Source organism: Methylobacterium sp. CB376 (assembly GCF_029714205.1).
GTDB lineage: Bacteria > Pseudomonadota > Alphaproteobacteria > Rhizobiales > Beijerinckiaceae > Methylobacterium.
The window spans coordinates 4,335,758-4,360,210 of sequence record NZ_CP121648.1 but is presented as its reverse complement, the minus strand read 5'-3'; the positions used below and the strand labels follow the sequence as shown (position 1 = coordinate 4,360,210).

At 66.4% G+C, this 24,453-nt stretch carries 27 protein-coding genes and 2 pseudogenes; 18 read left to right on the top strand and 11 right to left on the bottom strand.

The genetic code is table 11. The features are described from left to right. Position 1: 1 nt before the first annotated feature. From QA634_RS19735 to QA634_RS19705, 7 genes and pseudogenes are all read right to left on the bottom strand, one after another. A pseudogene (locus QA634_RS19735) lies at positions 2 to 598 on the bottom strand (IS6 family transposase); the annotation flags it as partial. Positions 599 to 774: 176 nt separating this feature from the next. Next, the gene (locus QA634_RS19730) at positions 775 to 1,947 is read right to left on the bottom strand and encodes a hypothetical protein (RefSeq protein WP_012333653.1); all 1,173 of its coding nucleotides are present in this window, start codon (positions 1,945 to 1,947) and stop codon (positions 775 to 777) included. 504 nt (positions 1,948 to 2,451) lie between these two features. Further along, positions 2,452 to 3,051 carry a cysteine hydrolase family protein gene (locus tag QA634_RS19725; RefSeq protein ID WP_012333652.1) on the bottom strand — a complete coding sequence of 200 codons (600 nt, stop codon included), beginning with the start codon at positions 3,049 to 3,051 and terminating at the stop codon, positions 2,452 to 2,454. A 193-nt stretch (positions 3,052 to 3,244) separates the two neighbouring features. Then, positions 3,245 to 3,451: a hypothetical protein gene (locus QA634_RS19720; RefSeq protein WP_265576381.1), complete on the bottom strand. Its 207-nt coding sequence runs from the start codon at positions 3,449 to 3,451 to the stop codon at positions 3,245 to 3,247. Positions 3,452 to 3,502: 51 nt separating this feature from the next. Continuing rightward, entirely contained in the window at positions 3,503 to 3,727 is a 225-nt protein-coding gene (locus QA634_RS19715; RefSeq protein WP_265576380.1) for a hypothetical protein, read from the bottom strand. Between the two features lie 130 nt (positions 3,728 to 3,857). Next, positions 3,858 to 4,004: pseudogene (locus QA634_RS19710) on the bottom strand (divalent metal cation transporter); the annotation flags it as partial. A 160-nt stretch (positions 4,005 to 4,164) separates the two neighbouring features. After that, complete coding sequence (locus QA634_RS19705; protein ID WP_415926889.1) at positions 4,165 to 4,587, bottom strand: hypothetical protein; 423 nt, start codon at positions 4,585 to 4,587, stop codon at positions 4,165 to 4,167. A 577-nt stretch (positions 4,588 to 5,164) separates the two neighbouring features. Here QA634_RS19705 and QA634_RS19700 point away from each other — a divergent pair. The 3 genes from QA634_RS19700 to QA634_RS19690 are packed head-to-tail and all read left to right on the top strand — an operon-like array spanning position 5,165 to position 6,982. Then, on the top strand, positions 5,165 to 5,743 hold the full coding sequence (locus QA634_RS19700; protein ID WP_150108697.1) for a hypothetical protein: 579 nt from the start codon (positions 5,165 to 5,167) through the stop codon (positions 5,741 to 5,743). A gap of 11 nt (positions 5,744 to 5,754) precedes the next feature. Further along, complete coding sequence (locus QA634_RS19695) at positions 5,755 to 5,949, top strand: hypothetical protein (protein ID WP_012333651.1); 195 nt, start codon at positions 5,755 to 5,757, stop codon at positions 5,947 to 5,949. Next, positions 5,933 to 6,982 carry a tyrosine-type recombinase/integrase gene (locus tag QA634_RS19690; protein ID WP_012333650.1) on the top strand — a complete coding sequence of 350 codons (1,050 nt, stop codon included), beginning with the start codon at positions 5,933 to 5,935 and terminating at the stop codon, positions 6,980 to 6,982. Before QA634_RS19695 ends, QA634_RS19690 begins: the two co-directional genes overlap by 17 nt. 147 nt (positions 6,983 to 7,129) lie before the next feature. On the opposite strand, the gene QA634_RS19685 is transcribed toward QA634_RS19690, so the two are convergent. Continuing rightward, positions 7,130 to 8,272 (bottom strand): tyrosine-type recombinase/integrase, encoded by a 1,143-nt coding sequence (locus tag QA634_RS19685; protein WP_012333649.1) that lies wholly within the window; start codon positions 8,270 to 8,272, stop codon positions 7,130 to 7,132. 119 nt (positions 8,273 to 8,391) lie between these two features. Between QA634_RS19685 and QA634_RS19680 the strand changes: the two genes are divergently transcribed. The 7 genes from QA634_RS19680 (at position 8,392) to QA634_RS19650 (ending at position 11,721) form a co-directional block, all read left to right on the top strand. Continuing rightward, complete coding sequence (locus QA634_RS19680; RefSeq protein WP_012333648.1) at positions 8,392 to 8,964, top strand: hypothetical protein; 573 nt, start codon at positions 8,392 to 8,394, stop codon at positions 8,962 to 8,964. Positions 8,965 to 8,976: 12 nt separating this feature from the next. Beyond that, positions 8,977 to 9,225 (top strand): DNA-binding protein, encoded by a 249-nt coding sequence (locus QA634_RS19675; protein ID WP_043701402.1) that lies wholly within the window; start codon positions 8,977 to 8,979, stop codon positions 9,223 to 9,225. Continuing rightward, positions 9,222 to 9,476 (top strand): DUF6074 family protein, encoded by a 255-nt coding sequence (locus QA634_RS19670; RefSeq protein ID WP_012333646.1) that lies wholly within the window; start codon positions 9,222 to 9,224, stop codon positions 9,474 to 9,476. Before QA634_RS19675 ends, QA634_RS19670 begins: the two co-directional genes overlap by 4 nt. Continuing rightward, on the top strand, positions 9,473 to 10,021 hold the full coding sequence (locus tag QA634_RS19665; RefSeq protein ID WP_012333645.1) for a hypothetical protein: 549 nt from the start codon (positions 9,473 to 9,475) through the stop codon (positions 10,019 to 10,021). Before QA634_RS19670 ends, QA634_RS19665 begins: the two co-directional genes overlap by 4 nt. A gap of 556 nt (positions 10,022 to 10,577) precedes the next feature. After that, on the top strand, positions 10,578 to 10,976 hold the full coding sequence (locus QA634_RS19660) for a hypothetical protein (RefSeq protein WP_150108696.1): 399 nt from the start codon (positions 10,578 to 10,580) through the stop codon (positions 10,974 to 10,976). Between the two features lie 55 nt (positions 10,977 to 11,031). Beyond that, the gene (locus tag QA634_RS35895) at positions 11,032 to 11,160 is read left to right on the top strand and encodes a hypothetical protein (RefSeq protein WP_445928371.1); all 129 of its coding nucleotides are present in this window, start codon (positions 11,032 to 11,034) and stop codon (positions 11,158 to 11,160) included. Positions 11,161 to 11,250: 90 nt separating this feature from the next. Next, on the top strand, positions 11,251 to 11,721 hold the full coding sequence (locus QA634_RS19650; RefSeq protein WP_043701399.1) for a hypothetical protein: 471 nt from the start codon (positions 11,251 to 11,253) through the stop codon (positions 11,719 to 11,721). Positions 11,722 to 11,762: 41 nt separating this feature from the next. Here QA634_RS19650 and QA634_RS19645 read toward each other — a convergent pair whose 3' ends face one another. After that, positions 11,763 to 11,984 (bottom strand): DUF3606 domain-containing protein, encoded by a 222-nt coding sequence (locus QA634_RS19645; RefSeq protein WP_043701396.1) that lies wholly within the window; start codon positions 11,982 to 11,984, stop codon positions 11,763 to 11,765. A 253-nt stretch (positions 11,985 to 12,237) separates the two neighbouring features. On the opposite strand from QA634_RS19645, the gene QA634_RS19640 reads away from it, so the two are divergent. Then, complete coding sequence (locus tag QA634_RS19640) at positions 12,238 to 12,648, top strand: hypothetical protein (RefSeq protein WP_012333641.1); 411 nt, start codon at positions 12,238 to 12,240, stop codon at positions 12,646 to 12,648. Positions 12,649 to 13,034: 386 nt separating this feature from the next. Here the strand turns inward: QA634_RS19640 and QA634_RS19635 are convergent, their stop codons facing one another. Continuing rightward, entirely contained in the window at positions 13,035 to 13,586 is a 552-nt protein-coding gene (locus QA634_RS19635; RefSeq protein WP_012333640.1) for a cupin domain-containing protein, read from the bottom strand. A 145-nt stretch (positions 13,587 to 13,731) separates the two neighbouring features. Between QA634_RS19635 and QA634_RS19630 the strand changes: the two genes are divergently transcribed. Next, positions 13,732 to 15,069: an aspartate aminotransferase family protein gene (locus QA634_RS19630; protein ID WP_012333639.1), complete on the top strand. Its 1,338-nt coding sequence runs from the start codon at positions 13,732 to 13,734 to the stop codon at positions 15,067 to 15,069. Positions 15,070 to 15,125: 56 nt separating this feature from the next. Here the strand turns inward: QA634_RS19630 and QA634_RS19625 are convergent, their stop codons facing one another. Next, the gene (locus QA634_RS19625) at positions 15,126 to 15,731 is read right to left on the bottom strand and encodes a helix-turn-helix domain-containing protein (protein WP_012333638.1); all 606 of its coding nucleotides are present in this window, start codon (positions 15,729 to 15,731) and stop codon (positions 15,126 to 15,128) included. 362 nt (positions 15,732 to 16,093) lie between these two features. Between QA634_RS19625 and QA634_RS19620 the strand changes: the two genes are divergently transcribed. Genes QA634_RS19620 through QA634_RS19595 form a run of 6 tightly spaced genes read left to right on the top strand, consistent with a single transcriptional unit; the run spans position 16,094 to position 24,414 of the window. Continuing rightward, positions 16,094 to 18,625, top strand: a complete 2,532-nt coding sequence (locus QA634_RS19620; RefSeq protein ID WP_012333637.1) for a GcvT family protein — start codon at positions 16,094 to 16,096, stop codon at positions 18,623 to 18,625. Then, complete coding sequence (locus QA634_RS19615) at positions 18,622 to 19,473, top strand: ABC transporter permease (protein ID WP_012333636.1); 852 nt, start codon at positions 18,622 to 18,624, stop codon at positions 19,471 to 19,473. The genes QA634_RS19620 and QA634_RS19615 overlap by 4 nt, the downstream gene beginning before the upstream one ends. Continuing rightward, on the top strand, positions 19,470 to 20,255 hold the full coding sequence (locus tag QA634_RS19610; protein ID WP_012333635.1) for an ABC transporter permease: 786 nt from the start codon (positions 19,470 to 19,472) through the stop codon (positions 20,253 to 20,255). The genes QA634_RS19615 and QA634_RS19610 overlap by 4 nt, the downstream gene beginning before the upstream one ends. 5 nt (positions 20,256 to 20,260) lie before the next feature. Further along, on the top strand, positions 20,261 to 21,340 hold the full coding sequence (locus QA634_RS19605; RefSeq protein WP_012333634.1) for an ABC transporter ATP-binding protein: 1,080 nt from the start codon (positions 20,261 to 20,263) through the stop codon (positions 21,338 to 21,340). 15 nt (positions 21,341 to 21,355) lie between these two features. Next, positions 21,356 to 22,402 carry an ABC transporter substrate-binding protein gene (locus QA634_RS19600; RefSeq protein WP_012333633.1) on the top strand — a complete coding sequence of 349 codons (1,047 nt, stop codon included), beginning with the start codon at positions 21,356 to 21,358 and terminating at the stop codon, positions 22,400 to 22,402. 56 nt (positions 22,403 to 22,458) lie between these two features. Further along, positions 22,459 to 24,414, top strand: coding sequence for an oxidoreductase (locus QA634_RS19595; protein ID WP_012333632.1), 1,956 nt, complete (start codon positions 22,459 to 22,461; stop codon positions 24,412 to 24,414). Positions 24,415 to 24,453: the final 39 nt, after the last annotated feature.

Sequence of the window (24,453 nt, the reverse complement as noted above, 5' to 3'; positions counted from 1 at the left end):
ACCCGCCCACCCGCGGCATCGCCCGCTTGACCCGGAAGTGGTCGCTCTTGATCCCTTGCTGCAGGCGCTTGGTGACGTGGTGCGTGGGCGTGCGCGGCAGCAGGCCCTCCTTGCGGCTCTCAGCAATCGCCGACGGGTACGGGCCGGCGCCATCGGTGCCGATGCGGTCGGGCGCGAGAAGCGGCTGATCCTGCAGCATCTTGCGGAAGAACCGCTTGGCCGCATCCAGATCGCGGTTGGCGGTGAGCCGGAAGTCGACCGCCTCGCCATGCTTGTCGATGGCCCGGTACAGGTAGCGCCATTGGCCGCGTACCTTGATGTACGTTTCATCCACGCGCACGGAGCCGCAGTGCGGTTTGCGGAACCGGCGCAGGCGGCTCTCGATGGTCGGCGCGTAGGACAGCACCCAGCGGTTGATGGTGGAGTGATCGACCACCATCCCGCGCTCCAGGAGCATCTCCTCGATGTCGCGGTAGCTCAGGGCGTAGCGCAAGTACCAGGACACGGCCTGCACGATCAGGGTGGCCTCGAAGTGCCGGCCCCGGAAATCTCCGCCGGCTGGGCGCTTCAGCTTGAGGGCGAGGGCATTCAGGATCATGGGCCGGCTCCGAGGCGGAGGCGGCAAGCTGGGTGGGTATAGCTAATGGGCCGTGAACGGGGCCCGTTCGCATTTGCGACAGGCCCGCCGTGCGGATCGCCTCGCACACCGTCGGGAACTCTTGGATCTCGGTTACACCTCCGGGGCAAGGGAAAGGCTGTTGCGGGCCAGCCTCTCTACTGCGGCTTCGTCTCACCTTCAGGTGATGTGCTTCCTGTCGCGGCGGGCGCGGAGCCGTCCGCAGCGGGCTGACCGGATAACTGCTGGCGGGCGTCGGCCAGCTTGCCCTGTGCCTCGGCGAGTTCCTGCCGGGTCGTGCGAAGACGACCCTCCAGGTCGGCAACCTCCTTGTTCTTCGCCGCGAGGTTCTCCGTCAGCGTCGCAAGCTGTGCCTGGGCCTCCGCATACCGCTTCTGAACGGACTCGAGGTCGCTGGTGAGCTTCTCTCGATTGCCGGTCAGAGCCTTGATGGCCTGCTCAACCTGTCCACGCTCGCCCGTCAGCCGGTCACGCTCAGCCTGCGCAGCGGCCACGTCCTTCTGTGCGGACATCAGCGAGTCTCGGGTCTGCTGGAGCTGTTGCTCGATCTGACTCTTGTCGGCCGATGTCTTATCGCGAGCTTGAGTGAGGCTGGTGATGGTCTGATCCAACTCACCTCGCTGCTGGGCGACGCGCTCCCGATCGGCTCGGACTTGCAGCAGTTCCTTCTGCGCCGCCGCCAAGCCCTCACGGGCCTGCTGCTGTCGTTGTTCGGCGTCAGCCAACTCGGCAGTTTTCGCGGTCGCTTCCTGCGCCAGAGCGGCCAAGTCGGTTCGCAGCTTCGCTTCCTGCTTGCGCGCCTCTTCTACCCGCCGTCCGACGTCCGAGAGTTCCTGGGTGCGGGCCGCCGCTGTTTGCTCTGCCGAGATGGCCGCCTCGCGTAGAGTCGCCACCTGCTGGCCGGCCTTCTGGACATCGGACTGCAGCTCTGCAAGGCGCTGCGTTGGTGCTTGAGCGGCTTGCAGGGCATCCCTGGCCTTCTGCTCGGCGACCTGCCTGCTCTGCTCCAATTCGCGGAGCTGCGCTTGTGCTTGCTGTGCAGCTTGCGCGGTCTGCGTGTTTTGCTGTTCTGTCGCTGCAATTTTTGCTTGCAACTCTTTGAGCGTTCCCGCAGCCCGCGTCTGCTGTTGCAGCTCTGATTGTACCGCTGCAAGCTGGCTATTCAGATTTCCAATCTGCTGCTCCTGGGCTTGCCGCTGCCGAGAGTGCGAGATGCTCGAGACGAGCAGAATGACCAGGAGCAGCACACTCAGCGCGGCCAAGGCCAGCGTGGTCGGCCGGCGAAGGTCAGAACGAACGTCGATAGCCATATGCCTCTCCCCGCAGAACGGCTGCGCGATGAGGCGCGACCACGATGCCGATTTCTGCGAGGTGATAACCCGGCAGTTCGGGCTTCGCTCCCCGCTCGGACGTCTCGGCGGGCTGCGCGCAGTGGGTGCCGAGAGGCCTCCACCGGTGCGTTGAGGCTCAGCGGCCGCGCAGGGTGTCCTTCACCCCGCCGTAGGCATCTTTGGGCACGGCCCTCGGCTTTCTCCATCTTGCCTGCGGCCGGGAGCTTGGCGTTGCTGACCGCACTGCCGAAAGCATCCTTCACCGGTGTGACAGGCGTGCGGGAAGCCGCTGCCGTCCGACTTTGATTTTCTAACACGCGAGCCTGACAGATGTAAGTGGCTGAAAAATCGTCGTTCTCTCGCCATACTAGCGGGCACGTATTTCGGTCTTGAATTGTGAGATAATCAGAAAGGGCGGCCTTTTGGCCGCCCAATAACAAACATCCTGTCCATGTGCCGTGCAGGATAAACTCGGCGCGAAACTCAGTCCGGGATATCAGTTTGCTTCGGCGCGACCACGGCGAAGAGGTCGGCGAGAGCAGCGAGACTTGCGACTTGCAGCTGGGACGCGGGCACCACGCTGCCGTCTGGCGCAGGCAGGTCGCGGGTTGCCGTCGCAGAGGCCACCACCGTCGGACGAAACCCGAGGCTGAAGGCGCTCCGCACGGTGGAGTTCACGCACATATGCGTCATGAACCCCGCTACGATCACGTCCTGAACATTCGCCGCGCGCAGCCGCTTCTCCAGATCCGTGCCGACGAAGGAGCTCGGGTAGGTCTTGGTGATCACCGCCTCATCACCCTGCGGCGCCACCTCCGGGCTGATCTGACCGATCGGTGCCGAAACATCGTAGGGCGAGCCAGGCCCGGCATCGTGGCGGACATGGAAGACGGGAATGCCGGTGTCGCGCGCCCGCGCCAGCAGGGCTGCAGCCTCGCGGATCGCAGGCTCAGCCCCCTCAAGGCGCATCACCCCGTTGCGGTAGGTCTCCTGCAAGTCGATCAGCAGGAGCGCCGACCGCTTGAGCGATGCGGGCTCCGGACTAAGACCGGAGAGGCCGCGCAGGGTTGCAAGATCTGACATTCGGCTTCTCCCTCGCCACCGCTACCAGCTTGCAGTGGCATTCACGGCAGGACAGGAACTTACCACCTGCTGCTTGGCCGGCACCCTAGATATTCGGTTCATGTCGAGCCAGCAGTCACTTGCGCTTACGGCGCTGCTGACCGAGGCCAATGCTCTTGGCGAGTTCGGAGCGCTGGGCCGCATAGCGGACCGTTCAGGGCAGCAACGCCACGCCGTGGGTTCCGGCCACTGCGGCGAGTACGGTGACGAGACCGAGCATCAGCAAGACCCAGTGAACTCCGTGCAGCTGGGACAACGCGGACTCGTCTCCAGACAGCGCCCGGTTGCGGACCCAGCCATGCATCAGGAAGGGCTCGATCACGAAGAGCAGGAGCGTAAAGATCGGCCAAGTGGTCAGCATCGCGTGCATCCACCAGAACTCGGGCGAGGCGAAGCGGCTCCAGAGGTTATATCACTGTATCATGTAGAAGCCGCTGAGCGCGACCAGCACGGTCGCAATTCTGGCTTGCCAGACGAACCGGCCCTCCACCGCCTCCAACAATGCGAGCCGCTTCTCCACTGGCGCCCCTTTGCGCCGCACCAGGTGCAGAACGACTGTGGTGGCCATGGCCACGCCTCCAATCCAGACGACCACCGCAGTGACGTGAATGGCCCGCGCAATCGCTGCCTCATCCATGTCCGGCAACCCTGCCCCCTACATGCGCGCTCGCAAGGACCATCGGGCGCAATTTTCAAGGCCGACCTCGAGGGTGTCCATTCGGGGGTTCTCGCCGGAACCCGGTTCATAACGGTGGACCTCAAACGCCTTGACCCTCGGTGGCTATGCCGCTCGGGTCGTCGTCCGAGGCGCCCGTGGTGAGGCCGGGGCCGAGCACCCGCAGGAGCCGGGGCTTCGACGGCCCCACGACCGCGCTCGTCTCCTCGGGATCGTCGTCTCGGCTGACCTCCTGCATCGGATCCTCTTGCGCCAAATGGTCTGGTGCCGGTTCTGAGCCGTGATGAAGCCGGGTGTCCATGTTCGGCCGAGCGGACGCTCGCGATCCATCGCATGACGACCACGCATGAGCTCCCGGCCCTGCCGCGCCCCGCTTCCGCGAATCCTGGCCCGCACCTCTAGGTGGCGGTGGCGGGCCTGCGACCCTGCCCCCCGGCAGCCTGACCCGGGCTCCGCTGCCCTGGATTCACAGGTTTATCCCTCTCAGTAGGCGTGCCCTGCACGGATCTGCACCCTCCCCCCGCATACGAGGTGGCGGGTCTGCGGCCGCCCTGGTCGTGGGGCAACCGGAGCGCCGGGGCGGGCGCCTGCCGGCCCGTGGCGAGGCGCAGCCAGGAGCGCCACTCCTCCGACACGAGGCGCACCACGTTGGTATCGTTGCGCCAGCCCGTGATCGCGCGCTCCTCGACGGTCACCAGGCCGAGGTGGGCGGCCTCCCGGAGGGCGTTCCTCACCAGGGTCTCGCAGACGCCCGCCAGCGCCGCGATGTGGCCCACAGCGAGGCGGCAGTCGCCGCGCCGGCAGGCTTCGGCGGCTACCACGGCCAGGACCGCGACCTCGCCGGGCGTGAACCGGGCCGCCAGGGCCGGAGGGAGCCGCCCAGAGGCCGCCCAGCGGCGGCGGCAAGCTCGGCGGAATCTTCGGCGTTCTGGGGCTCGACGCAGGCGCGCCGCACCGTGCTGTGCGGCCACGCTCCCGCTCGCTGTGGATCCTACCCTGCCGAACGAGGCTACAACGGAGCACTCCGACCTCGCCCATACCTGCGCCTGGGCTGCTGAGTAACGCCCTGAGTCGAGCAGGCTGCTTCTGTGGACGATTGGCCCAGCGGCCGCTACGATGCGGAGTTCCTCCCAGGACAAGCCCCGATAAGTCGCGCCATCGCGGAACCGTCCCGGCCGACGGCGGACATGCTCGCCAAGGCACGCCTACTTTAGGATTTCGCTCTCGCCGGCAGCCCGGACCGCGACGAGCCCTTCAAACAGCTCGCGGTTATTGTGGTGAGAGAGCTGATGATTCCCACGGCGGCATCATAAGCGCCGACTCGATGAGCTTGCAGCCGAAATGACGCACTTGCATCAGGTAGGCATCTCGCGCATAGTTCGATCTGTGAGAGGCGCGATGGTCACGACATCGTATTTGGATATTCCCCAATTGCTGCTATCCGATGCGGCAGATGTTGTCGGAATGGAATTCAACACATTGCGCTCATGGATTCAGAGAGGGGCAGTTTATCTTAGTAAATTCGACCAAAAACCTAAATCAAAAGGAGGCAGAACTATTATAACGTTAAGGAGTATGTATTGCTATGCTATAATGAATGAACTCGTTAAATTCGGATTCTCTCCAGATAAGGCGGGCATAGTCGCTACAGAAGCGGTTCGTTACACATTATTCGTTTCTGTAGCTCATAATCCAGAAGATTTGGTCGATCTCGAGCCCGGGCAATTGTTTCCAGAAGGAAAGACGTTTCTGGTAACATTTGGTCACGAAACTTTCCAAGATCCGGAAGAGGGAGTTGTCAATTCCGCCGCAGTCAATTTAGTAAATGTAAGGACGGGCGACCAGTATGCACAACTTTTCGAGGGCAGCGAAACATTTAGTAGCAAGTCTACAAGGCTGATAATCAATCTAAATATATTGTACAATCGCGTGAATGAAAGACTTGCTGATCTTCGCAGCAATCGCCGGGGCAGTTAGGAGAGCTGACCGTGCCGCGCCGCCGCACCATCACCAAGGCACAGATCGCCCGGGCTGTATCCGGCGCACAGGCTGGAGGCCTCAAGGTCGATCGCGTCGAGATTGCGGACGGCACGATCGTGATCCACTCCGGCGAGCCAGCGAAGGCCGAGACGGCCACTGAATTCGACGCGTGGAGGGCCAAACGCGATGCGCGTCCGGCTTAAGGGCATCAACTCCCGTCGCAAGCGACTCGCGGACGGCACGTGGCGCACGTACTGGTACGCGTGGAAAGGCGGCCCGCGCCTGGAGGGCGAACCCGGCACGCCCGAGTTCATGGCGTCCTACAACACCGCCGTGGCGCGGAGGGTGGAGACGAAGCAGGGCGTCCTGCTCTCCCTCATCCAGGGCTTCCAGGCGAGCGATTCCTTCCTCGGGAAGGAGCCGCGGACCCGGGCCGACTACGTCAGGCACATTAAGGTCATCGAACAGGAGTTCGGCGACTTCCCGCTCGGTGCCCTGACTGATCGGCGCACGCGCGGCGAATTCCTGACCTGGCGCGACCGGCTCGCGGTGCGCTCCCGCCGACAAGCCGACTACGCGTGGAGCGTGCTCGCCCGGATCCTGTCGTGGGCCCTCGACCGCGGGCTGATCCTGGCGAACCCCTGTGAGCGCGGCGGACGCCTCTACCGGGCCAGTCGCACGGACAAGGTCTGGACCGATGACGACGAGCGGCGATTCCTCGCCTCGGCGCCCGCCCACCTGCACCTGCCGCTCATCCTGGCGCTCTGGACAGGTCAGCGGCAGGGCGACCTGCTGCGCCTGCCCTGGTCCGCCTACGACGGGGAGACGGTCCGCCTGAAGCAGGGCAAGACCGGCGCGCGCGTCGTCATCCCGGTCGGTGCCCCGCTCAGGGCCGCGCTCGACGCGGCGCCTCGGGTGAGCCCCGTGATCCTGGTGAACTCGGAGGGCCGGCCCTGGACCGGCGACGGCTTCCGCTCGTCGTGGGGTAAGGCGTGCCGCGCGGCCGGCATCCGGGGGCTCACCTTCCACGACCTGCGCGGCACTGCTGTGAGCCGGCTGGCGCTGGCGGGCTGCTCCGAGGCCGAGATCGCGACGCTGACCGGGCACTCGCTGCGAGACGTCAGGTCAATCCTCGATGCCCATTACCTCAACCGCGATCCGGCACTGGCCCTGGCCGCGGTGCGCAAGCTCGAAACGAGAATGAATTCTCCCGACCGGACACCCGACCGTGCCTGAATGCTCTTATCAAGGAATGGAGAAAGCGTAGGGAATTCAAGTGGCTGGGGGACGTGGATTCGAACCACGACTAACGGAGTCAGAGTCCAACCAACCTATTTGAATTATTAAGAGTTTTTCCAGCGGTGTTGCAGCCGTGTTGTGCAATTAGCCGAGGAGACGCTCCTCGATGGTTCGCATCGCGTTCTGGTCAGCCTCGTCGTCGCTGAAAAGGTGCCCATAGGTGTCATAGGTTACGATGATGCTCGAATGGCCCATGATCGCCTGTACGCGCTTGGGCGTCATGCCGCTCTCGATAAACATCGAGGCGGCCGCGTGCCGGAGGGCGTGGAAGTTGTAGCGCCCCTTGGCGGCCTTCGCCGGGTTTCCGGCCTTGTCCTTGCCGTCGACCATCTCGACCACGCCTGCCGCGATCTGCGTCGGCTCCCAGCCGCGGGCGATGATGTTGGGGTGGTGCTCCACCTGCCCGGCCCCGGACGGGAAAACGAGGTCGAGTTCGCCCTTCGGGCACGCGAGGCGCCACTCCCGAAGCGTGTTCACCACCATGGGCGCGAGCGGCACGTCACGAGTGCCAGCTTCGCTCTTCGGCGGCCCGATCCGCTTCCAGGCATCGGCGCGCTGCCTCACCGTGAGGACGCGCCGCTTCAGGTCGACGTCGGACCACCGCAGGCCTCGAAGCTCGCTAGCCCGCAGGGCCGTGAACATCGCCGTGACAATGAGCGGCCGCCAGCGACCCTGAGCCGCACCGAGGATCGCGCGCAGCTCCTCGCGGGTCGGAATCTCAACCCGGGCCTGATCGCGCTTCGAGCGCTTCAGCTTCACGTCCGCTACCGGGTTCTGACCGGCAAGCCCCCTGCCCTTCGCGAAGCGGAAAATCCGCCCGAGCGACTGTACGGCTCGGCGCACCATCTCCGGCGACCGTCCCTTCGCCCGAAGCTCCTCGGCGAAGCTGTAGACCCGTGGCGTCGTGACCTGCGTCAGCCGGAGACTCCCGATCAGCGGCCGGATGTGCTCGTTCACGTGCTGCTGGTAGTGCAGCACCGTCGACCACTCCAGGCCGCCCTCCTCCGCGTGCTTCAGCCAAGCGTCGGCGGCCTGCCCGACCGTCATGCTCTGAGAGTCCGGAATGTGGACGCCGTGTGCGACCTCTGAGCGTGCCCGTGTCAGGAACGCGTCTGCCTCTTTTCGGGTCGCGAACTGCCTAAAACGGCGCTTGCCGCCTCCATCCGTGTAGGAGGCGAGCCAAGCGATCTTGCCGCTCGGCAGTTCCCTCTTACGAATCGTAGCCATTGACACCTCTTCCATGAAGGGGCGCGAGGTTCACGCGGTCCGCGCCCTTCTGATATAAGCTCAGATGGGCCTTGACCCGTCAACCATCTGAAGCTATTTCATATGAGGGAGCAGGGTTCATGGCGCTCCTAAGCGATCTGGTCCGCACTGTGGCTCTGGTCGAAGGACTCGACGAAGTTTCTGTCGGCATCTTCGCGCGCGCTGCACGTGAATCTGGGTACCTATCCCAAGGTGGTAGGGGACGCTCTGCTGCAAAAATGAATGAGAGAGACGCTGCCAACTTGCTGATCGCCGTCAACGGTTGTGCTCTTGCCAAAGATGTAAAGGAGAACCTGCCTCTATTTAGAGATCTACGCGTGAGTAAAGCCGGAGCCAAAAACTATACCGGAGTCGGAGAGCGGTGGTCAACGCTCGGTGACGACCTTGAGACCTTAATCAAGGAAATGGGGATCCAGAACTATCTCGGTGTAACGGATGATTATCCGGGCTCTATATCCATTAGATTCGAGCGACCTATCCTGAGGGCGGAGATTTTTCTAATTTTTGAGGAGAAGTGGGTAGAAGACAGATTTGTACATGTCGAGTACGGCTCGGTTGACCACGATAAATTGGATTCGTACGGAGATCGCTTAGATCAAACGATAATCTCGCATAAGACACTCATCGCTGTCGCGAGAGCTTTGGCCAGCTAACGGGAGTTCAAAATGAACGCTGGAACAGCGCGCCACGAAGGCGTGAACGGCGGAGCCATGCCCGACGACGTGATCATCGGCGCGGAAGGCATCTCCGTCGCGATCTACGGGCCCGAGGAAGGGATCCGCGAGACCAACATCCGGCGAATCTACCACGCAATCGCGAAAGGCGACCTGCCGACATTCAAGCTGGGGGGGCGTGTGCACGCCCGCCGTTCCACCATCCTGGCGTGGATCGAGAAGCAGGAAGGGGTGTCGTGAGCGCCATCGTCTTGCCCTTCCCCCGGTCGCGGGACCGGGCGTTCATCTCCAGGCACGCGAGCATCATGACTGCGGCCGCGACGACGGCGAAGGCTGAGGCACACCTCCGCCGGCAGCTCGAGTTGCAGCGCCAGACCATGGAGCGCCGCGGGATCAACTCCGCGACGATCGACGCTGAGCTCCAGGACATCCAGGGTCACGTCAGGGCGGTTGTCTGGAGCCTCCTGCTCGCGCCGGGAGGTGCCGCGTGAGGCGTCGGAAACCGGCCAAAGCGGACAAGACGGGCCGCTCGACCGTCCAGAGCGACCCCCAGCAGGGTCCTGCGATCTGGCAGGGCCACTGGACCTCGCTCGGTCGGGATCTGCTCGACAGCCATGCCTGGCGGGCCCAGTCGATCAACTGCCGCCGTGTGATCGACAGGATCCTCCTGGAGCACATCGGGCATGGTGGACTCACGAACGGCGCCCTGGCGGTCACTCACGCCGACTTCGGGCGGCATGGCATCCGGGGCAACTCCGTTCTGCCAGCCATCGAAGAAGCGATCGCCCTCGGTCTCATCCGGCGGGAGCGTGAAGGGCACCGCGCCTGGGGAGCGTTCAAGGGCCGGGCGGCCATGTTCGGACTGACTTGGTTCGGAACGGTCGACGGACGCCCCCCGAGCAACGAGTGGAAGCGGTTCGGCAGCCGTGAGGAAGCTGAGCAAGCCGCCAAGAACGCACGGCAGCGGGTCGAAGAGAGTGCCTCCAGCCGGCCGGCTCGCCGCAACCGGGTCAACCCCGTTCCAAATGCGGCGTGAGGATTTTTCCCCAGTACCAGTTCCGGTACTCTCTCCAGTACCAGTTCCGGTACATCTAGTACCACCACTTCCGGTACCGGGAATCTCCAGTACCACTTCCGGTACATCTATAAATATCTCCGGGTGGGGTGTGGCACGTGCAGCGCCTGCTCACTGCTAAGTCCGCCACCTTCCCGAACCTGGGATCTGAAAATCGAAAGCCCACCGATCGCGCGCCACCCTGGTGCGTGAAGCCTGCCGGCTGTTTGAGGCTAGCCACCGACGAGGAGAACGATGACCAAGAGCAACACACGCGAGCAGGCGATGGCCGCGCCATCATCAACGTCATCGCCCAGGCAGAGGCGAATGGAAACCGGCAACCTTCATAGGTGCGTCGGATAGAAGCGTCGCCATTCACCTGTGCTGGCCGTCTGGTCACGCCCGGCACAGAGAATTTTCTAATACGCATGTTCGGCTTGAATAAACAAATCGCTCAGATCGCGTATTAACCGCATATGCCACGCTAATCTTGAAAACGACGACGTCGAATGATAATCAAATTAGGAGATAGGCTGCGATGTTCATTCATAATTCGCCCTGCTTGGAGCAGGCTTTTTTGTGTGCTGTAGTTGAGTATGTGGCTTGGGAGAAGTGGAATGATGATATCAAGCACAATGGTACTCGGCAGGCAGACGGGAGCCATCGCTACCAATCTGAGCCATCGATAATGTTCGAAGGTGAATACGTAAAAATCTCGAAAATCTGTCAGTATGCGACTGGCCTGCTGATCGGCCCGGTGCCAGAGCACGTCAAGCAACTCTTCCACAACGTGGTTTTGCTGGGCCAAGCTATTCCGCCGGGAGAGGAGGTGCTTACGTATCCAGATGCAATTGACACTCTGGAGCAAATGATCGAGGCAGAGAACGAACGCGACGATTCTGACCCACTTGATGGTGTCTTTAAGGACTACTGGTAATCCAGATCTGCAGCCAGTAGCTCGGAACGAAAGGCGCTACTACCAGCCGGACGACATGGCCTTGCTGCGTGGGCTGCAGGCGCTGCTGCACCGAGCTGGCCTGACCATTGAGGGCGCCAAGCGCGTGATGAACAAACATTGGGCTGGCGAGGTCCGCACCGTCGGTAACGGCAGCACCACCTAGATCACCATTACGATCGCTTTTTAACTGCCAGCCTCCGTGAACGAGGGGCGGCTTCGCGTTTCTCCATCTGCCAGCCCGAGAAAAGACCCGATGACGGACTCACCGACATCCCTGGATCGCGACCGCCTCGCGAAGTGCATTGCTCTGGCCGAACGTGGTGCCACTGCCGGCGAGCGCGCGGCTGCTCGGGCCGCTGCCGAGCGCGTTGCCAGGTCTGCCGGCCTCAGGCTCGACGAGGCGGTCAAGATCGTCGGTGGCGCCTCGCCTAAGCCGTCACCGAGCCATCCCAGCGGCCCACCTCGCGCACAGCGAACGCGTCCAGCACCTTCCAAGCCTGTGGTCGAGCCCATCACCGTCGAAGAGCTGCTTCGGCAAAGGGCCAAGTACGCCGAGCACCTCAAGCGTAGAGCCACACGGCAACAGCGAGAGGACGCCAGGATCATCGCCGAGCAGGAGGCATACTGGGCACCGATTCGAGAGGAGCAGGCACGCCGCGATCGCGAGTGGGCCGAGCAGAAGCGTCGGCAGCAGGAAGCCGCGAGGCCGGGGCCAGCCTCCTGATGGTGAGCCACGCCACTTGCCATGGGCCTACTCGGCGCGTGTCAGACGATGCCGCTCTTCTCGTACGGCCAGGGCTTCCCGAGGTACTGGGCCACGCGAGCCGGATCGTTTCCGACATCCTCGACTGCCTGCTCGATCTTCTTGGCAGGCTCCTGGAAGCGCCGGGCCCAGAACGCTCGCGTACCCGGATCGTCCAGAAGCACGACCTCCGGATCACCAACAGGCCGGCTGTGATTGGCGTCTGCTATGGCTCTCCTCCTCATCCTCTCTGGTCCAGATGTCAGCATGCTCCCAACCGTATTCAACGAGGTGTGCCCCAGGGGGGGCTCGAAAGTTTAGAGTTACAAGGGCAAAATACCGCATCGGGTCTCATTCGCAGATCTTTTTTCCAGCATGTGAATTAAATCAAAGGGACGCAACATGACGAAGTCATTGGGAATCGGCCGCGGTGGTGCAAGGCCAGGTGCGGGGCGCAAGCCGGGCCCACTGCCAGTGTCCTGTGCCGCACCGGACGACATGGTTGAGGAAATGGCGGCGCTCGGCGAGGCTCCCAAGGTCATCGCGCGAGCGCTCAGCATCACGTATACCCAACTGCAGCGGGAATACCGTGACCAACTGCTGCGCGGCTCCGCGCGGCTACGCGCCGAGCTGATCGGATTGGTGTGGGCGAAGGCGCGAGCGGGCAACTGGCAGGCCATCCAGTGGCTGCTGGCGCGCATGACTGCCATCGAAGCGGAGAAACGTCTCGCAGCCGAGCCGAAGCCCGCGAAGCTCGGGAAGAAGGAGCGGGCTCATCGCGAAGCGCAGACAGCGGGAGACGGTACTGAGTGGGGCGAGGATCTCGCCCCTGCTGGTGGATATCCGACTGATGCTGATTCGCTTGAGTGTGCCTTCTTCACGCGGCACGGAGCGGGCCCCTGCCATTGAACCTAGCCGTTCACTGGCCGCATGCTGGCTGCTGCCAACTTGCCTGGTGTCTAATCAACGGAAGCTCGTGACCTAGGGTGTGTGAAAACACAGCGGGGTTAGAAGGATCTTCTCGTGAGCACCCTGGCAGCATCGAAACGGGCATTCTGACGACATCGGAATGGCCATCCGGTGGACGCGCATGTCTGCCGCTTAGAAGATTGTTCTACAATTCCGGAATGCGCCTGAGTTTTCACACAGCCTGAACCCAAAGCGGTCTCTGGCGGCGCACGTCGGGAATGGCCGGTCCTGAGCCCTGTCCGGACACTCGGCCTTCCGCCATGGTATCCTCATCTGCCGGGACGAGCCAAATGGCTTCAAGCAAATCAGGGCGGCTCAACCAAGGGTCAGAACGTCGGCGGGGTGCAGGCGCTGACGACCTCGCACGGCAGAGGGCCCACACAGCGGAATCGGTGCGGGCGACGACTCGCGAAGTAGTAGGCGTCGCCCGGCCCCAGCACCTTGCGCTCATCGTCCACCGTGACCTCCAGCCGGCCCGACAGGACGAGCCCACCCTCCTCGCCGTCGTGGACGAGCGGCACCCGCCCCGTGTCCGACCCCGGCTCGTAGCGTTCTTTCAGGATCTGGAGCGCGCGCCCGATCAGGGTCTCGCCGACCTGCCGGTAGGAGATCCGCCCCTTCCCGATCTCGACCAAGTCCTCGGCGGCGTAGAACGCCTTCTCGGTGCGCGCGGGCTCGAGCGAGAAGAACTCCGCGAGGCCGATTGGCACGGCGTCGAGGATGCGCTTGAGCGCCCCCACCGAGGGGTTCGTCTGCCCCGACTCGATCAGCGAGATCGTCGAGTTCACGATGCCCGCCTTCCGGGCGAGCGCCCGCTGCGACAGGCCATGCAGGGTTCGCACGTAGCGCAGCCGCGCCCCCACCTCGTCGTTCGTCACCAGGGCCCCTGTTCGGGTTGATGCCTATTCCCCAACATTGATGCGCCGCATGTGCTCTGTCAAAGGGTTAAACGCGGGCAGAAAAGGACTTGTTGGCCTCGCCAGAACGGTGTGTCTGCCCCTGTCCCATTGTGGAGAGCGTGCCATGACCACCCCGCTGCGGGCCAACCGCCCGCGCCTCGACGCCTACTGGATGCCCTTCACGGCCAACCGCCAATTCAAGGCGGCGCCCCGGCTGCTCGTCGCGGCCGAGGGCATGCACTACACCGCCGACGACGGCCGAACGGTCCTCGACGGCACCGCCGGCCTGTGGTGCGTCAATGCCGGCCACGGCCGACGGCGCATCGTCGAGGCGGTGGCGCATCAGCTCTCCACCCTCGACTACGCGCCCTCGTTCCAGATGGGCCATCCGATCGCCTTCGACTTCGCCGAGCGCTTGGCCGCGATCGCTCCCGGGCCGGACGGGAGCCGCCTGGATCGGGTCTTCTTCACCGGCTCCGGCTCCGAATCCGTCGACACGGCGCTGAAGATCGCGCTGGCCTACCAGCGTGCCGTCGGCCAGGGCACGCGCACGCGGCTGATCGGACGCGAGCGCGGCTATCACGGCGTTGGCTTCGGCGGCATCTCGGTCGGGGGGCTCGTCAGCAACCGCCGGATGTTCCCGCTCCTGCCGGGCGCCGACCATCTGCGCCACACGCACGACCTCGCCCGCAACGCCTTCGTCAAGGGCCAGCCCGAGCACGGCGCCGAACTCGCCGACGACCTCGAGCGCATGGTGGCGCTGCACGGGGCCGAGACGATCGCGGCCGTGATCGTCGAGCCGGTGGCAGGCTCCACCGGCGTCCTGGTGCCTCCGAAGGGCTACCTCGAGCGCCTGCGCGACATCGCGACCCGCCACGGCGTCCTGCTGATCTTCGACGAGGTGATCACGGGCTTCGGGCGGCTCGGCGCCCCCTTCGCGACGGACTTCTTTGGCGTCACCCCCGACCTCGTGACCGCCGCCAAGGGCCTGACCAACGGCACGGTCCCGATGGGCGCGGTCTTCGCCAGCCGGGCCGTGCACGATGCCCTGATGCGCGGCCCCCAGGACGCGATCGAGCTGTTTCACGGCTACACCTATTCGGGCCACCCGGCCGGCTGCGCGGCGGGCCTGGCCACCCTCGACGTCTACGAGGAGGAGGGCCTGCTGACCCGGGTGGCGGAACTGCAGGAATTCTGGCACGAGGCCATGCACGGCCTGCGTGCCGCGCGCAACGTCATCGACGTCCGCACGATCGGGCTGATCGCCGGCATCGAACTCGCGCCCCGGGCGGGCGCGCCCGGAGCCCGCGCCTACGACGCCTTCGTCGACTGTTTCGAGAAGGGCCTGCTGATCCGGGTCACCGGGGACATCATTGCCCTCTCGCCGCCGCTCATCGCCGAGCGCCGGCACGTCGATGACATGGTGTCGATGCTGGCGGACGCGCTCGGGCGCGCGGCCTGAGACCCCACGCGGCCGCGCCGGGCGCTTGCCCAGCGGGCCGCGCTCGGCCGCACGGATCAATAGTGCGGTGGCGTGATGATCCAGACCACCTTGGTCTCGATCTCGCCAGGGTTGGCGCAGCGATGCCGCTCCCTACTGCTGAAGGAGAAGCTGTCGCCGACCTCGAGGCGGAACGTCCTGTCCCCGATCCACAGGTCGAGCGTGCCTGCGAGCACCAGCCCGGCCTCCATGCCGTCGTGGCTGTAGAAATCGCTGTCGGAGCCGGGAGCGATCGTGCTGAGCAGCACTTCCAGCGGACCGTTCAGGTTCGGCGAGAGCAGTTCCTCCGCGATGCCCGTGCCCGTGAACGACATCCTGCGGCGGCGGCCGGCCCGCACGATGAAATCCTGCTCCTCGGGCGGGCCGAGGGTCTGCGGCTGAAAGAACCAGCTCAGCTGGACCCCCAGGATCGTCGCAATGCGCTTGAGGACGCCGATCGGCAGTTTCGAGCGGTTGCGCTCGATCTGGCTGAGATACCCGATCGACACACCGATCTCGCCGGCGATCTGCTGCAGGGTCAGGCCCTTGATCTTCCGCAGGGCGCGGATCTGCTCGCCGAGCAGGAGCTCCTGCTCGTTGCCGGCAGCCGCGGGAGAGGCGGCGTCCACCTCGTCGCGCGGCATGTCGGCCGGCTCGGGTCTCGGGCGGGAGGAACGGGCTGAAGGCATGGGGACGGTCGTTCGAACCTCTCGGGGCTTCTAAGCGAAGTTCGGGGGCGGACCAACGCGGTCCGCCGGTCGCCCGAGCCGCATGCAGGGGCCGGCGGCTCATTCTGCTTCAGGCGGAGACCGCGTGCCTCATGAAATCCGCTTCACATATGAAAAAAAGTATGTTCATTTTTTCACGGATGGCGGATTCGCGTTCCACGGCCGTCGTTCCAACCGGTTGCGCGGCAGGCCGCGTCGGCCGTGCGATCGACCTCGAACACGACGAGCCGGCCGCCGAAGCGAGGCCGGCCCTGCGCAGACTGACGAAAGGCAAGCGAGTGGCTTCTCTTCCCGAACGCGCGCAGGTGGTGATCGTCGGCGGCGGCATCGTCGGATGCAGCGTCGCCTACCATCTGACCCTGCGGGGCTGCACCGACGTCGTGCTGCTCGAACGCAAGCAGCTCACCTCCGGCACCACGTGGCACGCGGCCGGCCTCGTCGGACAGCTTCGGGCCACCCACAACCTCACCCGGCTGGCGCAGTACACGACCGAACTCTACGCCACGCTCGAAGCCCAGACCGGACAGGCCACCGGCTTTCTCCAGATCGGCTCGCTCGGCCTCGCCACGAACGCCGAGCGCATGGAGGAGCTCCGGCGCGGCGCCGCCATGGCCCGCTGCTTCGGGCTGGAGGTCAACGTGCTCACTTCCGACGAGGCGCGGGCGCTCTGGCCGCTCATGGCGGCCGACGACCTCGTCGGCGCCGTCCACCTGCCGCGGGACGGGCAGACGAACCCGATCGACACCACGCAGGCCCTTGCAAAGGGCGCCCGGATGCGCGGCGCGCGGATCTTCGAGAACCTGGCCGTGGACGAGATCGTGGTGGAGGGCGGCCGCGCGGTGGGCGTGCGGACGGCTTTGGGCGACATCCGCGCCGAGGCCGTCGTGAACTGCGCGGGCATGTGGGCGCACGACCTCGGGGCCCGCGCCGGCGCGACGGTGCCGCTGCACGCCGCCGAGCACTTCTACGTCGTGACCGAGCCCATGCCCGGCCTGCCGCCCCACCTGCCGGTCCTGCGCGATGCCGACAACTGCACCTACATCAAAGAGGACGCCGGCAAGCTCCTCGTCGGATGGTTCGAGCCGGTCGCCAAGCCCTGGGGCATGGACGGGATCCCGGAGAGCTTCGCGTTCGATTCGCTTCCCGACGACCTGGAGCACATCGAGCCCCTGCTCGAGGCGGCGGTCCGGCGCGTCCCGGCCCTCGGCGAGGCCGGCATCCAGCTGTTCTTCAACGGCCCGGAGAGCTTCACGCCGGACGACCGCTACCTCCTCGGCGAGACGGCCGAGGTCCGGGGCCTCTTCGTGGCGGCCGGCTTCAATTCGATCGGCATCCAGTCGGCGGGGGGAGCCGGCAAGGTCCTGTCGGATTGGATCATCGACGGCCACCCGCCGATGGACCTGTGGGACGTGGACATCCGGCGCACCCTGCCGTTCCAGCGCAACCGCCGCTACCTGCGGGACCGGACCGTCGAGTCGCTCGGCCTCCTCTACGACATGCACTGGCCCTTCCGGCAGCCGACGACGGCGCGCGGCGTGCGCCGCTCGACCCTCCACGACCGCCTCGCGGAAAGGGGGGCCTGCTTCGGCGAGGCGGCGGGATGGGAGCGTCCCAACTGGTTCGCGCCGGAGGGCGAGGCGGCGCAGTACCGCTACACCTTCGGGCGCCAGAACTGGTTCCCGCACTCCGCCGCGGAGCATCGCGCGACGCGCGAGGCGGTCGGCCTCTTCGACCTGTCCTCCTTCGCCAAATTCGTGCTCGACGGCGCCGATGCCGAGGCGGCGCTCAACCGGATCTGCGCCAATGACATCGCGATCCCGGTCGGCCAAGTCGTCTACACCCCGTGGCTGAACGAGCGCGGCGGCATCGAGGCGGACGTCACGGTGACCCGGGAGAGCGAGACCCGCTTCCTGATCGTGACGGCGGCGGCGACGCAGGCGCGGGATTTCGCGTGGCTGACGCGGAACATACCGGCGGAGGCGCGGGCCACGGCCCTCGACGTCACCTCCGCGCAGGCCGTTCTTGGGATCATGGGCCCGCGCTCGCGCGAGCTCCTCTCACTGCTGACGGATGCCGATCTCTCCAACGCGGCCTTTCCGTTCGGGACGTCGCGGGTCGTTGACCTCGCCTATGCACGCGTCCGGGCGAGCCGGATTACCTATGTCGGGGAACTGGGCTGGGAGCTCTTCATCCCGACCGAGTTCGCCCAGGGCGTGTTCGACGCCCTCATGGCAGCCGGCCGGGATCTCGGCCTGCGCCTCGCCGGTTACCACGCCCTCAACTCCCTGCGGATGGAGAAGGGGTATCGCCACTGGGGGCACGACATCACCGACGAGGACACCCCCCTCGAGAGCGGCCTCTCCTTCGCGGTGGCGTGGGACAAGAACGGCGGCTTCATCGGCCGCGAGGCACTCCTGCGCCGGCGCGATCACGTCCCCTCTCGCCGCCTCGTCGGCATCGCCCTCGAGAGCCCGGACCACCTGCTCTACCACAACGAGCCGATTCTCCGGGACGGCCGGATCATCGGCCGTGTCACCTCGGGCATGTTCGGGCATACGGTGGGCAGGGCGCTCGGCCTCGGCTACGTCGCGACCAACGGCCAAGCCCTCACGGCCGACGCCCTCGCAGCCCATCGCATCGAAGTCGACGTGGCGGGTGAGCGCGTACCGGCCCGCCTGAGCCTAGAGCCATTCTACGATCCCGAGGACCGGCGGATCCAGGATCTGCCAGCCGAGACGGAACTCGGCCGGGGACCTGCCATCACGCCATCGATGCCGCTGCCTCGGCAACTGCGATCCGAAACGCCATGAGGTCCGCTCCGCATTCCCTGCGCGCACGCTTGGTGACGGCGGCCCTGCTGCTGCCGTTCGTGCTCTTCGTCGCCCTGGCCTTCGCGCTGCCGATGCTGAGGCTGATCGAACTCTCGCTCTCCTCGCCGGAAGGCGCCTTCGCGTCCTACATCGAGATCGCGAGCAGCTCCGTCTACCGGGCGGTGTTCGCCAACACGGTGGTGCTGGCGCTGTCGGTGGCGGCCCTGACGACGCTCCTCGCCTATCCGACCGCCTACATGGTCTCGGAACTGAGGGGCTGGAAGCGGAGCCTCGCCCTCTGGTGCGTGCTGTTCCCGCTCTGGATCAGCGTCCTCGTCCGGACCTTCTCGTGGATCCTGCTCCTAGAGCGGAACGGACCGGTCAACCGGCTCCTGCTCGCCTCCGGCCTCGTCGACACGCCGGTGAGCCTGCTGTTCAACTCGGCCGGCGTGCATATCGGCATGGTCCAGGTGCTCCTGCCCTATGCGCTGCTGCCGATCCTGACGTCGATGCGGACCTTCGACGGGCGGCTCCTGCTCGCCAGCGACGCGCTCGGCGCCCGCCCGATCACGACCTTCTGGCGCGTCTACCTGCCCCTGACGCTTCCGGGCGTGATGGCGGGCTTCACGCTCGTCTTCCTGCTCGGCCTCGGCTTCTACATCACGCCCGCGATCCTCGGGGGGCCGGGCAACATGACCATCGCGATGCTGATCGACCAGTTCGTCACCGAGCGGCTGGTCTGGCCGCTCGCGGCGGCGGCCTCGGTCTGGCTCCTGGCCGTGATCGTGCTGCTGATGGCCGTGGCGAGCCGGTTCGTCGGCCTCGTCAACGTGGTGGCCGCCCGATGAGCGCGGCCCGCATCCTGGTCTACGCCGTCGGCTCGGCGACCCTGGCCTTCCTCGTCTCGCCGCTCGCCGCGGTCGTGCCGGCTTCGTTCAGCCGCGCGTCGTTCATCCAGATCCCGCCCGCGATCTGGTCGACCCGCTGGTACGAGGCGTTCTGGTCCGATCCGGAATGGTTCAGCTCGTTCGAGACCAGCATCCGGGTCGCCGTGCTCGCGAGCGCGCTCTCCCTGGGGATCGGGACGCTCGCGGCGCTCGGCCTGCAGCAGGTCTCGCCCAGGCCGCGCGCCGCCATCATGGCGGTCGTGCTCTCGCCGCTGATCGTGCCGGTCATCATGATCAGCATCGCGCTGTACGCCGTGGCGCGCCCGCTCGGGCTGCACGGCACGGTCCTCGGGCTCGCGCTGGGCCACACGCTGCTCGCCCTGCCCTTCGTGGTCATCAATGTCGGCCTGGCACTCTCTGCCCTCGATCCGAACTACGCCCGGGCGGCCGAATGCCTCGGTGCCGCGCCCTGGCGCGTGTTCCGCACCGTCACGCTGCCGCTAATCGCCCCGGGCCTCGCCGGTGCCGCCGCTTTCGCCTTTATCACCTCCTTCGACGAGGTCGTGCTGTCGATCTTCCTCTCCGGGATCGAAGCCAAGACCCTGCCGGTGAAGATGTGGGAGGTCATCCGGGTCGAGTTCACGCCGGTCTCGGCCGTCGCCGCGACGATCCTCATCGCCATCACGGTGGTGCTGTTCGCCGCCGTCCAGGCGATCCGCGGCCGCAGCGAGACGGAAGGGTGAACGCCATGCACACCAAGGCGGGACGCCCGGTCGCGTTCGCGGGCATCGCGAAGCGCTACGGCAGCTTCGAGGCGTTGTCCGCCATCGACATCGCCCTCGAACCCGGCGAGTTCCTGGCACTGCTCGGGCCGAGCGGATCGGGTAAGACGACACTTCTCAACATCGCGGCCGGCTTCGTCGCCCCGAGCGCCGGCCGGGTCGTTATCGCCGGCCAGGACGTGACGCCGCTGCCGCCGCGCAAGCGGAATATCGGCATGATGTTCCAGAGCTACGCCCTGTTCCCGCACCTGAGCGTGTTCGAGAACGTCGCCTACGGGCTGCGGGTCCGCAACCGGCCGCGGGCCGAGGTCGCGGAGCGCGTCGAGGCGGCGCTCGCCATGGTGCAGCTCGACGGACTGGGCCAGCGGCGGATCCGCGGGCTCTCGGGCGGCCAGCAGCAGCGCGTCGCCCTGGCTCGGGCGGTCGTGACCGAGCCGGACGTGCTGCTGATGGACGAGCCGCTCGGCGCGCTCGATCGGCAGTTGCGCAAGCATGTGCAGCTCGAGATCCGCCGCCTCCATCGCGCCCTCGGCTGCACCACGGTCTTCGTGACCCACGACCAGGAGGAGGCGCTGATGATGGCCGACCGCGTCGGTGTCATGCGGGCCGGCCGCCTCGAACAGGTCGGCAGCCCACGGGACCTCTACGCCCGCCCAGCCAATGCCTTCGTGGCGGCCTTCCTCGGCGAATCGAACCTGCTGCGCGGGCGGGTGACGCGGTGCGAGGGCGGCGCGGCCGCGATCGACCTGCCGGCCCTGCGCACTACGCTGCGCGGGCGCGCGGCCCGGCCGTTCCGGGTCGGCGAGGAGGCGGCGGCGCTGCTGCGGCCCGAGACCCTGTCTTTCGCACCCCACGGCGGTTTCAGGGGCCGGGTCGAGGAGACGATCTTCCTCGGCGAGATCTTCGCCGCCCGGGTGGAACTGGCACCCGGGCAGTCCGTCTGGGTGCGCACCTTCTCCTCGGGCGATCAGCCCGCGGAAGGGGCGCAGACGACACTCGCGTGCGATCCGGCCGCGATCCTGATCCTTCCCGCTGACCCCACCTGACACGAGAGGCCGACCATGCTCAACAGACGCATCCTCCTCCAGGGGCTGACCGGTGCCGCCTTCGCCGGAGGCGTGGCGCCGGCCGCCGCACAGGGGCGGCCCTTCACCTTCTGCTCCTTCGGCGGCGCCATCGGCACCGTGTTCAAGACCGCCTTCATGGATCCGGCCGCACGGAAGTTCGGCATCCGCATCGCCAACACCTCTCCCACCAATTACGCCAAGCTCAAGGCGATGGTCGAGGCCAAGGCCGTCGAGTGGGATCTGGTCGATACCGGCGGCCAATTCATCTTCCAGGGCCGCGACCAGGGCCTGCTGGAGAAACTCGACTACTCGATCATCGACGCGTCCCGGCTCGATCGCGCCTGGGTCACCGACTATGGCATCTACGTCCTGGTCGGGGCGACCGTGATGGCCTACAACACGAAGCAGATGCCGGCCGGCGCCACTCCGAACACCTGGAAGGATTTCTGGGATGTGAAGAGCTTCCCGGGTCCTCGGACGCTCTACACACGATTCTATTACAATTACGAGGCGGCCCTGCTGGCCGCGGGGGTGCCGCGCGGCGAGGTCTACCCGGCGACCGAGGACAAGATCAAGCTCGCCTTAGAGAAGCTGCGCGAGATCAAGCCGCACGTGAAGGTCTGGTGGACGACGGGCGCGCAGCCGGCCCAGCTCGTCTCGACCGGCGAGGTGGCAATGGCGCTGGTCTGGAGCGGACGGGTGCTCGACGTCATCAAGGAGGGCGCGCCGGTCGCCTTCACGTACGAGGACTCGATCGCCTGGGGCGAGGCGTTCGTGGTGCCCAAGGGCGCCCCGAACGCCGAGACGGCGATGAGGGTCATCAACTACGCGATCTCCGAGGAGGCCCAGGAGGCCCTCCTGCCGCTCGGCGTCTACGGGCCCGTGCTGAAGAGCGCGGCCGCCAAGGCGACCCCGGACCAAGCCAAGGCCTACGTCAGCTATCCGGCCAACCTCGCGCAGGCCTGCATCTTCAACGACGAGGAAGTGGCGCGCTACGCGACCCGGTACGAACAGGAGTGGCAGAAGTTCCTGCTGTCCTGAGGCGCCTCGACATCGACGGACTCTGCAAAGGCCAGGATACGGAGGAGCGAGAGAACATGTCACGCCGGCTCGAACACCTGTTCTCACCGCTGCGGATCCGCGACGTCGAGATCCGCAACCGGATCCTCTCGACGGGGCATCAGACCTTCCTCGCCCGGGATGGCGTGCCCGGCGAGGACTTGGTCGCCTACCACGAGGCCCGGGCGCGGGGGGGCGCCGGCCTCATCATCGTCGAGTCGGCCCGCTTTCACGCCTCGGCCCTGAGCGACGCGCCCGAACTGAACGTCAGCGACGACCGCTGCATCCCGGGCTACCGGGCGCTCGCCGAGGCGGTCCACCGTCACGGCGGCAGGGTGTTCGGGCAGCTCTCCCACGCCGGGCGCCTGACGCGGCGGATCCGGGGCGGCGTGCGCGAGGTCGCGTTCGCGCCCTCCGCGGTGCCCGACAACCGCTTCCAGACCATGCCACGGGAGATGCCGACGGCGATGGTCGAGGAGGTGGTCGAGGCCTGCGGGGCGGCGGCGGGCCGCTTCGCCGAGGCCGGCCTGGACGGGGTCGAGATCGTGGCCAGCCACGGGCTGCTCTTCGCCCAGTTCCTGAACCCGCGGACCAACCTGCGCACCGACCGATACGGCGGGACGCCCGAGAACCGGCTCCGCTTCCTGGCCGAGTGCCTCTCGGCCGTCCGCAAGGCGGTGGGCGGCCGCGTTGTCGGCATGCGGATCTCGGTCGAGGAGGTGGAGCTCGACGGCCTCGACGCGGCCGAGGTGCTGGCCGCCTGCAAGGCGCTGGCGGCGCTGGGGATCCTCGACTACGTCAACACCACGACGGGATCGATGGCGGGGCCCGGCGGCTCGGTCCACGTCGTGCCGCCGATGGGGATCGCACCGGCCTATGTGGCGCCGCAGGCCGGGACCCTGCGCGCGCAGGTCGGCCTGCCGGTCTTCGTCGCCGGCCGGATCAACCAGCCGCAGGTCGCCGAGGAGGTCCTGCGGGCAGGCCTCGCCGACATGTGCGGCATGACCCGCGCGATGATCTCCGACCCAGACCTGGGCAACAAGGCCGCGGCGGGCCGCTTCGACGACATCCGGGCCTGCATCGCCTGCAATCAGGCCTGCATCGGCCATTTTCACGCCGGCTACTCCATCTCGTGTATCCAGAACCCGGTCACGGGCCGCGAGGCGCGGCTGCCCGCGATGCCCCGGTCGGGGCGCAAGCGCGTCCTCGTGGCGGGCGGCGGCCCCGGGGGCATGAAGGCCGCCGCCACCGCGGCCGCGCGCGGACACGACGTCGTCCTGTGCGAGGCGGGACGTCGGCTCGGCGGCCAGGCGCTGCTCGCGCAGCTGCTTCCCGACCGCGCCGAGTTCGGCGGCCTGATCACCAACTTGGAGCGCGAGATCGCGCAGGCCGGCATCGAGATCCGCCTCGACACCCGAGTCGACCGCGCCCTCGTGGAGGAGCTGCGGCCCGACGAGGTGGTGGTGGCCACCGGCGCCCTCCCGTACGAACCCGCGATCGAGGGCCGGGAGGACGCCCACGTCGTCGGCGCCTGGGCGGTGCTGAACGGCGGCGCCAATCTCGGGACCCGGGTCCTGGTCGCGGATTGGCGCGCCGACTGGGTCGGGATGGGCGTGGCCGAGAAGCTGGTGCGCGACGGGCATCAGGTGACGCTGGCGGTCAATGCGCCCCATGCCGGTTACAATCTGCAGATCTACCTGCGCAACTACTGGATCTCCAAGCTGCACAAGCTCGGTGTCCAGATCGTCACGGATGCGCGCATCTACGGCGCCGACGGAACGACCGCCTACCTGGTCCACAATGCGTCGAACGAGGCGATCGTCCGGGACGACGTCGACACGATCGTGCTGGCCACCGGCCACGCCTCCGCGACCGATCTGGAGCGGGAGCTCGACGGCCTGCCGGTGCCGGTTCATCCCATCGGGGATTGCCTCTCGCCCCGCAGCGCGGAGGAAGCCATCCTGGAAGGGTTCGTGGTCGCGCGTGGCCTCTGATCGGCCGCCGGTGCGACGGCTCGGGCATGCGCCGGACTA

What these genes read in the sequence shown, in the direction of transcription:
- QA634_RS19675 (WP_043701402.1), top strand. Translation starts at nt 8,977, where the DNA reads ATGAACGCTGGAACAGCGCGCCACGAAGGCGTGAACGGCGGAGCCATG.
- QA634_RS19720 (WP_265576381.1), bottom strand. Translation starts at nt 3,451, where the DNA reads ATGCTGACCACTTGGCCGATCTTTACGCTCCTGCTCTTCGTGATCGAG.
- QA634_RS19700 (WP_150108697.1), top strand. Translation starts at nt 5,165, where the DNA reads ATGGTCACGACATCGTATTTGGATATTCCCCAATTGCTGCTATCCGAT.
- QA634_RS19650 (WP_043701399.1), top strand. Translation starts at nt 11,251, where the DNA reads ATGACGGACTCACCGACATCCCTGGATCGCGACCGCCTCGCGAAGTGC.
- QA634_RS19730 (WP_012333653.1), bottom strand. Translation starts at nt 1,947, where the DNA reads ATGGCTATCGACGTTCGTTCTGACCTTCGCCGGCCGACCACGCTGGCC.
- QA634_RS19645 (WP_043701396.1), bottom strand. Translation starts at nt 11,984, where the DNA reads ATGAGGAGGAGAGCCATAGCAGACGCCAATCACAGCCGGCCTGTTGGT.
- QA634_RS19610 (WP_012333635.1), top strand. Translation starts at nt 19,470, where the DNA reads ATGAGCGCGGCCCGCATCCTGGTCTACGCCGTCGGCTCGGCGACCCTG.
- QA634_RS35895 (WP_445928371.1), top strand. Translation starts at nt 11,032, where the DNA reads ATGGCCTTGCTGCGTGGGCTGCAGGCGCTGCTGCACCGAGCTGGCCTG.
- QA634_RS19595 (WP_012333632.1), top strand. Translation starts at nt 22,459, where the DNA reads ATGTCACGCCGGCTCGAACACCTGTTCTCACCGCTGCGGATCCGCGAC.
- QA634_RS19660 (WP_150108696.1), top strand. Translation starts at nt 10,578, where the DNA reads ATGTTCATTCATAATTCGCCCTGCTTGGAGCAGGCTTTTTTGTGTGCT.
- QA634_RS19630 (WP_012333639.1), top strand. Translation starts at nt 13,732, where the DNA reads ATGACCACCCCGCTGCGGGCCAACCGCCCGCGCCTCGACGCCTACTGG.
- QA634_RS19605 (WP_012333634.1), top strand. Translation starts at nt 20,261, where the DNA reads ATGCACACCAAGGCGGGACGCCCGGTCGCGTTCGCGGGCATCGCGAAG.
- QA634_RS19725 (WP_012333652.1), bottom strand. Translation starts at nt 3,051, where the DNA reads ATGTCAGATCTTGCAACCCTGCGCGGCCTCTCCGGTCTTAGTCCGGAG.
- QA634_RS19600 (WP_012333633.1), top strand. Translation starts at nt 21,356, where the DNA reads ATGCTCAACAGACGCATCCTCCTCCAGGGGCTGACCGGTGCCGCCTTC.
- QA634_RS19690 (WP_012333650.1), top strand. Translation starts at nt 5,933, where the DNA reads ATGCGCGTCCGGCTTAAGGGCATCAACTCCCGTCGCAAGCGACTCGCG.
- QA634_RS19680 (WP_012333648.1), top strand. Translation starts at nt 8,392, where the DNA reads ATGGCGCTCCTAAGCGATCTGGTCCGCACTGTGGCTCTGGTCGAAGGA.
- QA634_RS19685 (WP_012333649.1), bottom strand. Translation starts at nt 8,272, where the DNA reads ATGGCTACGATTCGTAAGAGGGAACTGCCGAGCGGCAAGATCGCTTGG.
- QA634_RS19615 (WP_012333636.1), top strand. Translation starts at nt 18,622, where the DNA reads ATGAGGTCCGCTCCGCATTCCCTGCGCGCACGCTTGGTGACGGCGGCC.
- QA634_RS19640 (WP_012333641.1), top strand. Translation starts at nt 12,238, where the DNA reads ATGGTTGAGGAAATGGCGGCGCTCGGCGAGGCTCCCAAGGTCATCGCG.
- QA634_RS19625 (WP_012333638.1), bottom strand. Translation starts at nt 15,731, where the DNA reads ATGCCGCGCGACGAGGTGGACGCCGCCTCTCCCGCGGCTGCCGGCAAC.
- QA634_RS19715 (WP_265576380.1), bottom strand. Translation starts at nt 3,727, where the DNA reads ATGGATGAGGCAGCGATTGCGCGGGCCATTCACGTCACTGCGGTGGTC.